Genomic DNA, 13,318 nt, shown 5'->3' with positions numbered 1-13,318 from the left:
ACTCCGGAAGCCATGTCATACTCCGACCCCATGACGCTGTCTGACAAGTACACCCACGCGCTTCCCCACGTACCCACGGCCCCCCTCGACGAGACTCTGGTCCGCCTGGCCCCCAAGGTCCTGCTGCACGACCACCTCGACGGCGGCCTGCGCCCGCAGACCGTCGTGGAACTGGCCGCGGAGGCCGGATACGACGCGCTGCCCACCACCGACCCCGCCGCGCTGGGCGAGTGGTTCCGGGACGCCGCGGACTCCGGTTCGCTGGAGCGCTACCTGGAGACGTTCGCGCACACCTGCGCCGTGATGCAGACCGCCCCCGCGCTCTTCCGCATCGCCGCCGAGTGCGCCGAGGACCTGGCCGCCGACGGCGTGGTCTACGCCGAGGTGCGCTTCGCCCCCGAGCAGCACCTCGCCGCAGGGCTCACCCTGGACGAGGTCGTCGACGCGGTCACCGCGGGCTTCCGCGAGGGCGAGCGCCGGGCCGCGGCCGACGGCCGCCGCGTCCGCGTCGGCACGCTGCTGTGCGCCATGCGGCACGCCGACCGCGCGCTGGAGATCGCCGAGCTGGCCGTCGCCCACCGCGACCGCGGCGTGGCCGGCTTCGACATCGCGGGCGGCGAGATCGGCAACCCGGCGAGCCGCCACGCCGCGGCCTTCGACTACCTCCGCAGCGAAGGCGCCCGCGTGACGATCCACGCCGGCGAGGCGGTCGGCATGGAGTCCATCCACGAATCCGTACTGCGCTGCGGCGCCCACCGCATCGGCCACGGCGTCCGCATCACCGACGACATCGAGATCGCCGCCGACGGCTCCGTACGCCTCGGCCGCCTCGCCTCCTACGTACGCGACATGCGCATCGCCCTGGAGGTCTGCCCGACCTCCAACCTGCAGACCGGCGCCGCGACGAGCTACCCCGGGCACCCCATCGACCTGCTCCGCCGGCTCGGCTTCCGCGTCTGCCTCAACACGGACAACCGGCTGGTCAGCGGCACCACGATGACCCAGGAGTTCCAGCACCTGGCCACCGCGTTCGGCTACGGCCCGGCGGAGCTGGAGGAGTTCACGGTCAACGCGGCCAAGGCGGCCTTCCTGCCCTTCGACGAGCGCACCGCCCTCATCAACGAGGTCATCCGCCCCGGCTACGCCCGGCTGCGCTCCCGCGCCCTCGGCCACGTCCCGGTACGCGACGGCGCGGCGGCGGCCTGACGCGCCGGCCCCGTACAGCACCGCACAGCACCGGGCCGGCGCCGGGGACTCCCCGACGCCGGCCCGGCCGGTCCTGCCGCGTACCGCGCGGCTACTTCTTGAACCCGTAATCCATCAGCTTCTTCGCGTCCGCGGTGCGGTTGGCCACCGAGGAGGACGCGAGGACGGTGCCGATGACCGTCTTGCCGCTGCGGGTGGCGGCGAAGACCAGGCAGTACTTGGCCTCCGGGCCCGAACCGGTCTTGACGCCGATCGTGCCCGAGTAGCTGCCGAGCAGGTTGTTCGTGTTGGTCCACTCCATGTAGCGGTAGCCACCACTCTTGGTCGTGACCTTCTGCTTGGTGGTCTTCGTCTTCACGACCGTGCGGAACGTGGAGTACTTCATCGCGCTACTGGCGATCTTGGTCAGATCGCGCGGCGTGGAGTAGTTCGCGCCCTTGCCGATGCCGTCGAACGAATCGAAGTGCGTGTTCTTCAGCTTGAGGCTCGTCGCCGTCGAGTTCATCTTGCCGATGAAGGACTTCACGCGCGCGGCCCGCGTGGAGCCGGTGCCGAACTTGTCGGCCAGCGCGTACGCGGCGTCGCAGCCGGACGGCAGCATCAGCCCGTACAGCAGCTGACGGACCGTGACCTTGTCGCCGACGATCAGCCGGGCCGACGAGGCCCAGTTGTTGTCGACGATGTAGTCGCTGTACGCCTTCTGGATCGTGACCTTGGAATCCAGGTTGAGGTTCGGCTGCGCGAGCACCACCCGGGCGGTCATGATCTTGGTAGTGGACCCGGTGGAGAGCCGGGTGTCGGCGGCCTTGGTGAAAAGGCTCGTCCCCGTGCCGTTGTTCATCACGAAACCGCCCTTGGCGGTGATCGTGGGCGTCGTGAGCGTGGCGGCCTGCGCCGGAGCGGCGAACGCTCCGGCGGTCAGGACGGCTCCCGCGGTGACGAGGACCGCGGACACGCGACGCATGCCGTTGATGCCGTTTTTCAAGTCGAGTACTCCATACCTGCCATGCGGTCACATGAGAGTGCCGCTCACTCATGAGACGCACGAGCCGCACCAATGGATGCACGCACCGGAGGACCATCACCCTTCGCACATGCATCGGGAACCGGCCGTGGCTGATTGCGAGCGTGTGCCGTACGGGGCAGGCTGTGCCCCATGTCCTACGTGCGGCTTGAAGCCTGGATCGGGGGTGCATGGCTTGAGGTGAACTGCGTGAGCGTCACCGTCATGGACTCTGCACTGACCCTGTCCTTCGAACACCAGCGGAGCGAGTCCGGCTACCAGAGCCTCATCTGGGAGCCGCTGGAACGATTCCTGAAGGAGTACCGCGACGAACCCCTCGTCGTCGTACCGCGGGGCCACGACCTGCCGGTGATGTACGGCCCCGGCGCGGCCGGCCCCTTCCGCCTGGCAAAAATCGACGAACACTGAGCCGCATCCACCGGCCCTCCGCCGTCCCTCTGGGCCGCGTCCGAGAACAACGAGGTCCAAAAACGCCTCGGCCTGCGCAAGCCGCAAGGGCGAGGTCCAAGGGTGCGTCGGGCAGCTTCGGTCCAGGCCGGTCCTGAAGGCGTCAACGTGTAGCAACAAACGATCTGTACGGATACCAGAGACGGTCATGTTGCGCGGTGCCCGAGGCTCGCCGTGTGCTCGCTCGCTAGCGTGGGGGGCACTTCTTCCCTGGCCGAGTTGGGGCTGCGATGGCGACGCATCATGAGCGGGTGGGGGTCGACCTCCCGGCGGAGGTGACGAGCTTTGTGGGGCGGGCCGAGGAGCTCGCGGCGGCGCAGCGGTTGCTCGGCCGGGCCCGGCTGGTCTCGCTCGTCGGGCCGGGCGGCGTGGGCAAGACCCGGATCGCGCTGCGTACCGCCACCCAGCTCGCCGCACGGTTCGCCGACGGAGTGTGCCTGGTGGAGCTCTCCGCGCTGCGCGACGCGGCACTGCTGCCGAACACCGTCATCGGTGCCCTGAGCCTGCCCGAGCAGTCCGGCCGCCCTCCGCTCGATTACCTCATCGAGTATCTGAAGGGCAAGGAAATCCTTCTCGTTCTGGACACCTGCGAGCACGTCGTGGACACCTGCGGCATGCTCTCCGACGCCCTGCTCCGTACGGCCCCCGATCTGCGGATCATGGCCACCAGCCGGCAGGCGCTGAGCGTGCCGGGCGAGAACGTCCTGGAGGTTCCCCCGCTCGGCGTCCCTGACGAGGACGGCACCGCGGAAGAGACCGACGCGGTGCGGCTGTTCGCCCAGCGGGCGGCGGCGGTGCGCAGCGGATTCACGGTCGACGACCGCAATCGTGCCGCGGTCGGCGCGCTGTGCCGGCGACTCGACGGCATCCCGCTGGCTATCGAGCTGGCGACCGTACGGCTGCGTGCACTGTCCCTCGATCAGCTCGTCAGCCGGCTCGACAGCAGGTTCCGGCTGCTCACCGGTGGCAACAGGACGGCGATGCCCCGGCATCAGACCCTGCGTACGGCCATCGGCTGGAGTCATGAGCTGTGCTCCCCCGAGGAGCGGCTGCTGTGGGCGCGGCTGTCGGTCTTCGCCGGATACTTCGACCTGGCCGCGGTGGAGGAGGTGTGCGCGGACGCCGAGCTGCCCGCCGACGAGATCCTCGAAGCGCTGATCGGGCTCGTGGACAAGTCGATCGTGCTCAGGCGCGACGACGAGAGCGGGACCTGCTACCGGCTGCTCGACACCATCCGGGAATTCGGTGAGGAGTGGCTCACCGAGCTCGGCGAGGCACGGGCGTTGCGGGCCCGCCACCGCGACCACTATCTGGCCATGGCCGAGGAGTTCAAACGGGAGTTCTGCACGTCGCAGCAAGTACCCGGATACCTGCGGCTGCGGCGGTGCTCCGCCGATCTGCGGGCGGCGCTGGAATTCTGCTTCACCGAGGCAGCCGGTGGGGCCGGAGCGGATGGCGGGGAGGTCCAGGACACGGTCGAGGCTGCCCGTATGGGACTCGGGTTCGCCAACTCGCTCTGGTGCTACTGGGTCTGCTCCTCCCGGTACAGCGAGGGGCGGTACTGGATGGACAAGGGTCTCAGTCTGGTCGCCGGCCCTGTTCCCGAACGGGCCATCGCCCTGCGGTTCTCCGGCTGGTTCGCGATCATGCAGGGTGAACACGACTCCGCTCTGCCGCTCCTCAACGAGTCCAAGGCCATCGCCGAGGAGCTGGCGGACGAATCCCTGATCACGTACGCGCTGCAGTATCTGGGCGGGACGTACATGTTCAAGGGCGAGGGCGCGCTCGCGCTGCGGTACTACGGGGAGGCCCGGCGCCGCCTCATCGAACAGGAGGACCGCGTCGGCGTGGTGATCGTCCACTACCAGGAGGCGTTGATGCACGCCATGCTGGGCGATACCGAGACCTCGATCGAGCTCTGTGATGTGACCCTGCGCCTGCTGGCGGGCACGGAGGAGCGCTGGAACCAGGCATGGGCGCTGTGGGTGAAGGGGGTCGCCCTGTTGCTCGGCGGTGACCACGGCACATGCGAGGACGTCATGCGCGCTGCCCTGACGATGAAGTACGACGTCCGCGACATGACGGGCTTCGCCCACTCCCTCGAAGTGCTCGCTTGGCTCAGTGCCGAGCAGGGGCACCCCGAGCAGACCGCGTGGATGCTGGGGGCGACGAAAGTGCTCTACGAGAAGATCGGAGCCCCGCTCTTCGGCATCGCCATACTTCAGAGCCACCACGACGCGGCCGTACGGAAGGCCAGGGCGGACCTCGGCGATGCCGCCTACGACACGGCGTTCCGCCAAGGCACGGTCATGGCACTCGACGAGGTGATGGCCCGGATCCAGCCCGATGCCGTGGGCGGAGAGGCGGCGGCATCCGAGGATCCAGCGGGTCCGCTGGAGTCGCTGACCCGCCGGGAGCGCGAAGTGGCCGAACTGGTCGCCTCCGGACTCTCGAACCGTGAGATCGCGACCCGGCTGGTGATCTCCAAGCGGACCGTGGACGCTCATCTGGAGCACATCCTGAGCAAACTGGGATTCTCGTCCCGCTCCCGGATCGCCGCCCTGCTGGGCGAAATGCCGCTGGCCCAGCTGGACGCCCGTCGAAACGCCTAGGGAGTGTCACCTCCCGCAGCGCGCACTGCTGGGGCCGGCACGAACGTGGACGGCGTCCCGCCGGATATGACGTTCGCGGCCCCTCAGTCGATACAGAACTCGTTGCCCTCGATGTCCTGCATCGGGATGCACGCGTCATTGCCGTCATACAGCGTTTGCACGTGTACCGCCCCGAGCGGGACCAGTCGTGCGCACTCGGCCTCAAGTGCGGCGAGGCGCTCTTCACCCACGAGTCCGGTGCCGACCCGTACGTCAAGATGCAGCCGGTTCTTGGCGGCCTTCCCTTCGGGAACGCGCTGAAAGTACAGTCGCGGGCCCACGCCTGAGGGGTCGATGCAGGCAAACCATGCGTCCTGCTGCTCAGGTGGCTGCGAGCGCTTGAAATCGTCCCACGTGGCAAACCCCTCCGGTGGCGGCGGCACGACATACCCCAACACCTCACACCAGAAACGAGCGAGGTGCTCAGGCTCTGCGCAGTCGAAGGTGACCTGGAACTTCTTGATCGACGCCATCGGGCCACCGTATTGGCGCGCGCCGCTCAGCGGAACGGGCAGAGTGTCATCGTTCGACCTCCATTGGCGCGGGCCCACCCCCGCCACCTCGGAGCACTACCAGGTCTACTCGTGCTCGTACTTCCGTCTGCAGGACGACCAGGGCCACCCCCTGGGCGTCTGCGAGGCGGCCGTCGACATCACGGAACGCTACGAGGCACAGACTCGCCTGGCACTGCTCAGCCGGGCCAGCGGCATCGGCACCACGCTCGACATCAGTCAAACGGTGCGGGAACTCGCAGAGCTCGTGGTTCCGCGCCGCCGCTGCGGCTCAGGAACCGCAGTGTTCAGCGCCCTGGCAGCGTCTCCGTTCACCTCATGCCCGCGACGCGGGCAGCGGTCACGGGGCTTAAGATTGCGCCTCATGCGAGGAACACGGTGGATCACAGCGGTAGTGGTAGCGGGCGCGCTCACCTGCGGATGCGGGGCGTCACAGGGGGACTCTGACAAAGCGGCATCGCCGAAGGCGTCGGAGACTCCGCTTCCTGTCGCTGTGCCTTCGCCCTCGGGCGAGTCGATCGACACCAGCGACCCGAAGGTCAAGCCCTCTCCGGGCGCCAACGCCTCCTTCGTGGACAACCTCGTCTTCGAGCTGCGGAAGAAGACCGTCGGGTTGGCCTACGCCATGGGGAAGACCAGCGGCGAGTGTGATCAGAAGGACGCCAAACCGAAGGCCGGCACCAAACTCGACTGCACGGTGACGTATGAGGGCGTCAAGGTGCCCTGGTCGGTGAAGATCAAGGGTGAGGGGATCACTCCCAACCTCGTCTCGTACGAGGCCGAGCCGAAGAAGGGGATCGTCACCCGCGAAGGGGCGATCCAGTTCTTCTGGGGCAACGAGGTCTACGGCAAGAAGCCCAAGGTGCACTGCACGGACATTCCCAAGGCCGCCGTCGTGCCGCTGGGCAAGACGAAGTATCAGTGCGAGATGGCCGGCGGGCTCCGACAGAACTTGAGCGCAACGACGGACGGTCCGCGGTTCTACTGACTCCCTTGCGGTCGGCCGCACACCGGCCGACCGCGCACCGGCCGACCGCAGACTGCGGGACGACGTCCCGTCGGTACCGCGCGCAACGTTCGTTGTCTCAGGCCCCGGACCGCCAACAGCCCAACGGAGTACCTCATGTCGGACAGCCGCACCGACGTCGCGGCAGCCCGCCGACGGAACCGCGGCGTCTACCGCAAGCGTCTCACCGGGCCGGAGGCCAACAAGCCTGCCGGGACGGTGCCGTCCGCTCTCGTCGTCACCGTCATGATCGCCCCGGTCGTTGTCGTCCTCGGCATGGTCTGCATCGTCCGCCCGCGCACCGCGGCCGGCCTCGGCGCCGACGCCGTCTTGGCGCTGGGCATCCTCCTCCTGCTGTCGCCCTGCTTCCTGGTGCCGCGCCTGCGTGAACGCCGCGCCCTGCGTGCCGCGGCCCGCACCGCAGCAGCCGCCCTCCCCGCCGGATCCGCCCCCTACGCAGTTACCTTCGGCCTGACCGAGGACGTAGCCCACGACACGGACACGGAACCGACCACCTGGGACCGCGGTCCCGCCCGCTCCGGCGCCACAGCGCTCACTGGACCTGCATCTGCAGTCGGGTGACGCCATCGAACTCCGCACACCCCAGCACAGGCGCTTGGCGGCCGATCTGACCTCGGCGGGCGTGAGGGTGCTGCGGGCATAGCGCCGGCATCATTCGGCGTCGAGATGCTCAACTGTGCCCCATGCCGCAGGTCGGGAACGGGCCTGCCAGGTGGTGCGCCTTGGGCGCGTCCTTCCTGACCCTTGTGGCGATGGTCCTCCTGCCGCCGCTCCTGGTGCAGGCGGGAGTCGTCGGTGACTTCTGGTGCGTCCTGGCTCTCTTCGCGCACATAACCGCTGCCATGGTCCACCTGTTGGCCACCGCCCCGCGGCAGCCCGAATTGCGGGACAGACTGCTGACCGCCCGCACCATGTTCGGCCGCCGCACCGTGGACCTGGACCGGCTGACCAGGGTCGGGCACCTGATGACTCCCGCCCAGCCCGCCTCCGCCTCGATCGACTGGCTGCTGCTCACCGATGAGCACGGCGTCCGGCTCGCCGTCCAGCCGGGTCCGCGTGTCCCGCGGGGCCAGGAAGCGCCTGCGGCCGGGGAAATTCCTCCTCGGCTCCTGCCTGTGGATGGTGGCCAAGGTTCTCTTCTGGGCAGTGCTTCTGTTCGCCGTCGTCGCCGGGGTAGGCATTGCACTGCTCGGATTCAGCGTTTCGCCGACGGGGGGAATGTGACGGCCATTCATCAGAGTAGTGAATCCAGGGCACCGCTCGCAGTTCGCGTGGGCCATGCCAGGTTCGTACCCCCGCAAAGGCGAGGCGGGCACCGGTAGTTCCGTATGGCATCGACAACTCCGGTCGCTTCCAGTTGCTGCCGCGAGGGCGGCCGGCGGAGTGGTGTCTCGACGCGGCTCAGCGGGATGCCGCGGAGGCCGGAGGACTGACGTTCCGGTCCCGGAGGACCTGTGCGCCTTGTTTCACGACTTCCTGTGCCCAATCAAGCTGCCGCGCGATCTGCGGCACAAGTGGGCGACCGTGACCCTGACGAAGGGAGTGCCCAGCTACGAGGTGCCCCGTTGGCTGGGGCACCGGTGCGTCAAGGTCACAGTCGGCCGCCTTAGTCACCTGCCAGGTGGTGCAGACGGCTTTGGGCCTACCCGCCGCTGAAGCCGAGCGCACCGGCTACGGGCAGATCCCCAGCTCGCGCAGCGCGCGGTGCTGGGTGGGGGTCGGCTTGGCCGGGAAGTACAGGTAGCACACGCCGCCCGTGCCCGACTTCACGGCGCCGTTTGCGTCCTTGCGCTTCGTGCGGAGCCAGATGTTCTCCCACTGGCGGCGCTTGTAGATGTGGCGGACGGCGATGTCGTTGGGGGAGGCCGGGTCGTTGGCGATGATGTCGCCTGTCTGGGTGAAGCCGATGACCGTCATCAGATGGCCCGACGTGCCGTAGCCCGCGCCGTCCAGTTCCGAGGCGATGAAGGACTGGGAGGTGATGACGGGGATGCCGACGTGGATGAGCTTTTCGACGTCGGTGAGGGAGTTCAGGCGGGTCACGACGCCCTGGAGGTTGTCGTACGTCGCGGCGTAGGCGGCGTTGAAGGGCCAGTTGCCGCAGCCTTCGTACTGGTAGTCGAAGGTGTAGCGGGCAGCGTGGCAGACCTGGGGGTCGGCGTAAGAGGGGTCGACCCAGGCCAGGTCCTCGGGGGTGGGGCGGCGGCCCCAGGACTCGATGATCATCTGGGAGGAGGTGGGGCTGCACCACGCCTCTCCCCCGTTGTCGTACTCGGGGTACTGGCCCTTGTGGATCTCCTGGGAGTAGCGCGGCACGGCCAGTTCACGGCCTGCCGCAATGCCGGGCTTGGAGGCCGGGACCGTGTAGCGGTCGGGGATGTCGGAGCCCATGGCGCCCACGCGCCACACCGTGGGGGTGAGCTCCGTACCGGGCTTGCGGTACAGGGTGAGGCGGAGCTCGTACGAGATGAGGCGGAGGCCGGACGCCGGGGTGTCGAGGGAGAGCGTGTCGGTGTAGACCGTGCTCTTGTTGTCGGTCTGGCCGTCCACGGACGTACGGCGGATGTCCTGGTCGCCCGCCGCCCAGCGGCCCATGACGTACCACGGCGTACGGGACTTGTCCGAGTACATGCCGCGCAGCTCGATCGCGATCCAGGTGCCGGCCGGGGTGTGCGCGTTCCAGGACGCGATGATCTCCGTGGCGGGGACCTCGAGCTTGTGGGCAGGCGACGTCCAAGTCGCGTACTCCCAGGTGGAGGTCTTGTTCAGGTGCGGGTCGCGGTAATCGATGGTGCCGATCGGGACCGCGATCTGCACGCCGGGGCGTGCACCGGGCTCGATGCGGGTGCCGTGCCCCGATCCCGCGAGCCAGTCGGCCACGCGGGTCCAGCCGTGGTAGTCCACGAGCGAGGCGGCGTCGGGATGGGCGTCGGAGTCGTCCGGGCCGGGCGTCCCGGAGCGGCTCGCGGCGTGCGCGGGCAGGGGGGTCGCGGCGCCGGCGGCGACGGCGAGGGCGGCGGCCAGCACGGTACGGCGTGGCGCGTATCTGGTCATGGGCTTCATGTCCCCCAGTCGGGTGCGGGATGAGCGTCACGGCAGTCGTGGCTCAACTATCACCGCACGGGATGCCATTCGGCCAGCGGTTCGACGCGCGTCGCGCGCCGAATATTGGTGTGGACCACTGTCGTACGCTGGCGTGATGGAAGGCGCCATGGATCAGGACCTGGCCGCGCTCGCCGCGCGTCTGCGCGGGCTGCCGCCGTCGTGCGGGCCGGTGCGGCTGGTCGCGGTGGACGGGCACGCGGGGTCGGGCAAGAGCACGTTCGCGGGGCGGCTGGCGGCGGCGGTGGGCGGCGGGACGACTGCGGCGGGCGCTGGGACAACCGCGGCGGACGGTGGGACGACCACGGCGGGCGGCGAGCCAGCGGCAGCGGCGGGCGGCGAGCCGGCGACGGGCGGCGAGCCGGCGGCAGCGGCGGGCGGTGAGCCGGCGACGGGCGGTGAGCCGGCGACGGTGGCGGCTGCGGCCGAAGAAACGGTGACGGCCGGCCCCGCCCCCGTACTCCACCTGGACGATCTCGCGACGCACGACGAGCTCTTCGCGTGGACCGGGCGGCTGCGGGAACAGGTGATCGGGCCGCTCTCCGAAGGGAGGAGCGCGCGGTACGGCGTGTACGACTGGGTGCGCCGGAGCTTCACGCGGGAGTGCACGCTGGCGCCGGCTCCGGTCGTGCTTCTGGAAGGCGTCGGCGCGGGCCGCAGCGCGCTCCGCCCGTATCTGGCGTGCCTGCTGTGGATGGAGCTGCCGGGCGAAACCGCCTGGGCGCGCGGGCGGCGGAGGGACGGGCCGGGACTCGCCACCTTCTGGGATGGCTGGATTCCGGCGGAGCGCGCGCACTTCGCGGCGGATCCGTCCCGGCCGTACGCGGACCTTCTGGTGACACAGGGACAGATGGGGTACGAGTGGCGCAAGGGACCGGTGGACGCGCGTTGACTCCCCCATTCCTTCACGCTCGGTGACGCACGGGGGCCGGTGCGCCGAGGACGGCCGACGGGCTCCCGCCGAGTGCCTCAACTCCGCTTGACCTGGGGGCCGTACAGGACTTACGTTCTCAATGTGCGGTTCTGACGGACCGCCCGCAGTCGCGAAGCCCCCGGTTGTTCCCCCGTGATCGGGGGCTTCGTTCTGCCCTCAGCTCCCGATTTCCGCGCTTCGCGCCGCATCCCCCTCACCCTCGGTCACCGGCCCCTTCGCGCCGCCGAGTCCCCGCTTCCCCCCTGCGCCCCTCTTCGGCCCGCCTCGGGAGCGCAGGTACGATGCCAGTTCGTGCCACCCGAGGACACGAGCCGACGGGCGCGCGACGGCGTGCAGATCCCGTCCACAGCACGCTGCTTCGATCACGCCGCTGCCGGGTAGTCACCCGACGGGCACAGCGCGGGGGATCTTTTGTGGGGGACAGGATGGATTGTGGCGCGCAGGGCACGGCGGCCCCGGCCGAACTCGCCTGGCTGCGCGCGGTCGACGCGTACACCATGGGCGCGTACGCGCAGGCCGAGGAGGAGTTCCGGGCCGCGGTGCGGACCGACCCCTCGATGGCGGACGCCTGGCTCGGACTGCACGCGCTGCGCGCCGACACCACCACGGCGCTGCTGCGGATGTACCGGCACCGCGACCGCTTCGGCGAGCAGCGCGCCCGCCACCGCCGCACCCTGAACTCCTGGTACTGGCTGGGCTGGTGGGTGCAGCCGGTGCTGGAGTCCGGCCGCGACCTGCTGCTCGCGCACGCCTCGCACTGGCTGGACGGCCGGCACGTCGCCGAGCTCGACCAGGCGCTGGCCGGCTGCCCGCCGGTCGACACCGACCCGCAGGTGCGTTTCCTGCACGCCTGCCGCGCGTATCTGGTCAAGGACTGGGAGCAGCTCGTGCGGCACACCGAGCCGCTGATCGACGACCCGCTGCTGGGCATCGAGTCGGGGCTGTTCGGGGGCATGGCGCGGGTGCGGCTGGAGATGTACGGCCAGGCCGAGCCGCTGCTGTCGGCCGCGCTGATGCGGTGCCGCAGCGAGCAGCCGCAGCGCAAGGAGCTGCGGTACTGGCTGGCGCGGGCGCACGAGGGCACGGGGCGCAGCGCCGCGGCCCTCCCCCTGTATCGCGCCGTGCACCGGGTGGATCCGGCCTTCATGGACACCGCGGCCCGGCTCGCGGCCATCGCCGAGTGCGACGGCCTGGAGGAGGGCGCCGACCTGGCCACGGTGCCGGCCGGGCTCGGCCAGGAGAACGGCGGCGATCTGGACCCGCTGGCGCCGCTGGACCCGGTGGACGGCCGGGAGTTGCTGGCCACGGTCGACCCGGAGGGCCCGGAGAGTGACCTGCTCGGCTCGCAGGCCACCGGCGCGGCGGGACCCGCGCGCGCCAAGCGCGTGCCGGAGCAGCGCAGCGCCGATCAGCTGCCGGCCGGACCCGCCGACCCCGTCCTGCTGGCGCAGGCGCTCCAGGAGCTGGAGCGGATGGTGGGCCTGGAGCCGGTGAAGCGGCAGGTCCGGGCGCTGTCGGCGCAGCTGCGGATGGCACGGCTGCGGGCCGGGCAGGGGCTGCCGGTCCAGCCGCCGAAACGGCACTTCGTCTTCTCGGGCCCGTCGGGGACGGGCAAGACCACCGTGGCGCGGATACTCGGCCGGGTCTTCTACGCGCTGGGGCTGCTGGGCGGCGACCATCTCGTGGAGGCCCAACGGGCCGATCTGGTGGGCGAGTTCCTCGGCCAGACGGCGGTGAAGGCGAACGAACTGATCGACTCGGCGCTGGGCGGCGTGCTCTTCGTCGACGAGGCGTACTCCCTCTCCAACTCCGGCTACACCAAGGGCGACGCGTATGGCGACGAGGCGCTGCAGGTGCTGCTCAAGCGCGCGGAGGACAACCGCGACCGGCTGGTGGTGATCCTCGCCGGGTATCCGGAGGGCATGGACCGGCTGCTGGCCGCCAATCCCGGCCTCTCCTCGCGCTTCACCACCCGCGTGGACTTCCCCAGTTACCGCCCGCTGGAGCTGACGGCCATCGGTGAGGTGCTGGCCGCGGACAACGGCGACCGCTGGGACGAGGAGTCGATCGACGAGCTGCGCAGCATCAGCGGGCACGTCGTGGACCAGGGCTGGATCGACGAGCTGGGCAACGGCCGCTTCCTGCGCACGCTGTACGAGAAGAGCTGCGCCTACCGCGACCTGCGGCTGTCGACGTGGTCGGGCACGCCGGGGCGTGAGGACCTGTCGACGCTGCGGCTGCCGGACCTGATGCAGGCGTACGGCGAGGTGCTGTCGGGACGGGGGCCGGCGCCGGACCTGGGACCGTGACCGGGGCGGGGGCGGACGGTTCTTCCCGGCCCCCCCCCCCCCCCCCCCCCAGCCCCCCCCCCCCCCCCCCCCCCCCCCCCCCCCCCCCCCCCCCCCCCCCCCCCCC

At 70.2% G+C, this 13,318-nt stretch carries 10 protein-coding genes; 7 read left to right on the top strand and 3 right to left on the bottom strand.

What is annotated here, in order from left to right; genetic code table 11:
• The first annotated feature begins 30 nt into the window (after positions 1-30).
• Positions 31-1,206: an adenosine deaminase gene (locus ACZ4MH_RS03110; protein WP_351595974.1), complete on the top strand. Its 1,176-nt coding sequence runs from the start codon at positions 31-33 to the stop codon at positions 1,204-1,206.
• 91 nt (positions 1,207-1,297) lie between these two features.
• Here the strand turns inward: ACZ4MH_RS03110 and ACZ4MH_RS03105 are convergent, their stop codons facing one another.
• Entirely contained in the window at positions 1,298-2,191 is an 894-nt protein-coding gene (locus ACZ4MH_RS03105; RefSeq protein WP_351595971.1) for a D-alanyl-D-alanine carboxypeptidase family protein, read from the bottom strand.
• 243 nt (positions 2,192-2,434) lie between these two features.
• Between ACZ4MH_RS03105 and ACZ4MH_RS03100 the strand changes: the two genes are divergently transcribed.
• Together ACZ4MH_RS03100 and ACZ4MH_RS03095 are read left to right on the top strand one after the other, a co-directional pair.
• Positions 2,435-2,638, top strand: a complete 204-nt coding sequence (locus tag ACZ4MH_RS03100; protein WP_351595968.1) for a hypothetical protein — start codon at positions 2,435-2,437, stop codon at positions 2,636-2,638.
• A 290-nt stretch (positions 2,639-2,928) separates the two neighbouring features.
• Positions 2,929-5,289 (top strand): ATP-binding protein, encoded by a 2,361-nt coding sequence (locus ACZ4MH_RS03095; protein WP_351595966.1) that lies wholly within the window; start codon positions 2,929-2,931, stop codon positions 5,287-5,289.
• A gap of 83 nt (positions 5,290-5,372) precedes the next feature.
• Here ACZ4MH_RS03095 and ACZ4MH_RS03090 read toward each other — a convergent pair whose 3' ends face one another.
• Positions 5,373-5,801, bottom strand: a complete 429-nt coding sequence (locus tag ACZ4MH_RS03090) for a VOC family protein (RefSeq protein ID WP_351595963.1) — start codon at positions 5,799-5,801, stop codon at positions 5,373-5,375.
• Between the two features lie 532 nt (positions 5,802-6,333).
• Here ACZ4MH_RS03090 and ACZ4MH_RS03085 point away from each other — a divergent pair.
• Both ACZ4MH_RS03085 and ACZ4MH_RS03080 read left to right on the top strand, forming a co-directional pair.
• On the top strand, positions 6,334-6,828 hold the full coding sequence (locus ACZ4MH_RS03085) for a hypothetical protein (RefSeq protein ID WP_351595961.1): 495 nt from the start codon (positions 6,334-6,336) through the stop codon (positions 6,826-6,828).
• A gap of 135 nt (positions 6,829-6,963) precedes the next feature.
• Positions 6,964-7,428 carry a hypothetical protein gene (locus ACZ4MH_RS03080; protein WP_351595958.1) on the top strand — a complete coding sequence of 155 codons (465 nt, stop codon included), beginning with the start codon at positions 6,964-6,966 and terminating at the stop codon, positions 7,426-7,428.
• A 1,110-nt stretch (positions 7,429-8,538) separates the two neighbouring features.
• Here ACZ4MH_RS03080 and ACZ4MH_RS03075 read toward each other — a convergent pair.
• Complete coding sequence (locus tag ACZ4MH_RS03075; RefSeq protein ID WP_351595955.1) at positions 8,539-9,921, bottom strand: peptidase C39 family protein; 1,383 nt, start codon at positions 9,919-9,921, stop codon at positions 8,539-8,541.
• 145 nt (positions 9,922-10,066) lie between these two features.
• Here ACZ4MH_RS03075 and ACZ4MH_RS03070 point away from each other — a divergent pair, with 145 nt between their 5' ends.
• Together ACZ4MH_RS03070 and ACZ4MH_RS03065 are read left to right on the top strand one after the other, a co-directional pair.
• Positions 10,067-10,861: a uridine kinase family protein gene (locus tag ACZ4MH_RS03070; RefSeq protein WP_351595952.1), complete on the top strand. Its 795-nt coding sequence runs from the start codon at positions 10,067-10,069 to the stop codon at positions 10,859-10,861.
• 467 nt (positions 10,862-11,328) lie between these two features.
• A complete protein-coding gene (locus ACZ4MH_RS03065) occupies positions 11,329-13,212 on the top strand; it encodes an AAA family ATPase (protein WP_351596004.1) in 1,884 nt (627 codons plus the stop codon).
• Positions 13,213-13,318: the final 106 nt, after the last annotated feature.

It is taken from the genome of Streptomyces sp. NPDC026301 (genome assembly GCF_055567935.1).
The sequence above is the reverse complement of the archived record's forward strand: the minus strand, read 5'-3'. Positions and strand labels throughout refer to the sequence as shown.